The organism is Klebsiella sp. EMBS2024 (genome assembly GCF_036233805.1).
GTDB classification, from domain to species: Bacteria; Pseudomonadota; Gammaproteobacteria; order Enterobacterales; family Enterobacteriaceae; genus Klebsiella; species Klebsiella pneumoniae.
Genome location: NZ_JAZARW010000003.1, coordinates 1831 through 2600 on the forward strand (window position 1 = coordinate 1831; position 770 = coordinate 2600).

Annotated in this window: 1 protein-coding gene; it reads right to left on the reverse strand. The window is 59.9% G+C overall.

All coding sequences use genetic code 11. From position 1 onward, the window contains the following. Positions 1-679 (reverse strand): DeoR/GlpR family DNA-binding transcription regulator (locus VZP09_RS24680; RefSeq protein ID WP_219166123.1); only part of this gene is annotated, 679 nt, incomplete at its 3' end. Positions 680-770 lie beyond the last annotated feature (91 nt).

A 770-nucleotide genomic window follows, 5' to 3' on the forward strand; every position in this document is an offset into this window, starting at 1 on the left:
TGGTGAACCGGGTCAGAGGTAACGCCATAAACGTGGCCACCTGATTGTATTTCGAACTGTCGCACAGCAGGATGCTTCTCGCGCTGACCTGGCTGACGGTCTCCTTGACGGTAACCTTGTTCTCATCAGGGGTGAATATCCCGCGGCTGTCCCAGCCGCTGGCGGAGATAAAGGCCGTATCGATAGCCAGGTGGCGTAACGTACGCGCCGCCGATTCGCCCACGCAGGAGCGGTTCTCCCGGCACAGAGTGCCGCCGGTGTGGATCACGCCGCACTGGCTGGCATCGATCAGCAGCTGGGTTATCTCAAAATCATTGGTGACCACCTGGAGATCGTTCCGGTCGAGGATCGCCCGCGCCAGCGCCAGGGTGGTAGTCCCGGCATCCAGATAGATGCAACTGTTTTTAGCGATATGACTCGCCGCCAGCGCGCCGATCGCTTGTTTCTCCTCACTCTGCAGCGTGCTTTTCACCAGATGACTAGGTTCCGCGGCCAGCCGGCTGACGGCGCGTACGCCGCCCGAGACGCTGACCAGCAGCCCCTGCTCCTCCAGTTTACTAACGTCCCGACGGATGGTCATATGGGACACGCCGAGGATCTCCGTCAGCTCGTTAATGCTTACCGCCCCACGCTGCTCCACCAGGGCTAAAATACGCTGATGTCGTTCTATTGGAATCACCGCTCTCCCCTTACCATTTTTTCACACCAGGCGTCACCACCCAGGCTACGGCCCTGGCGACACCCTCTGTTGTTATCGCGCTTTGCCGCTG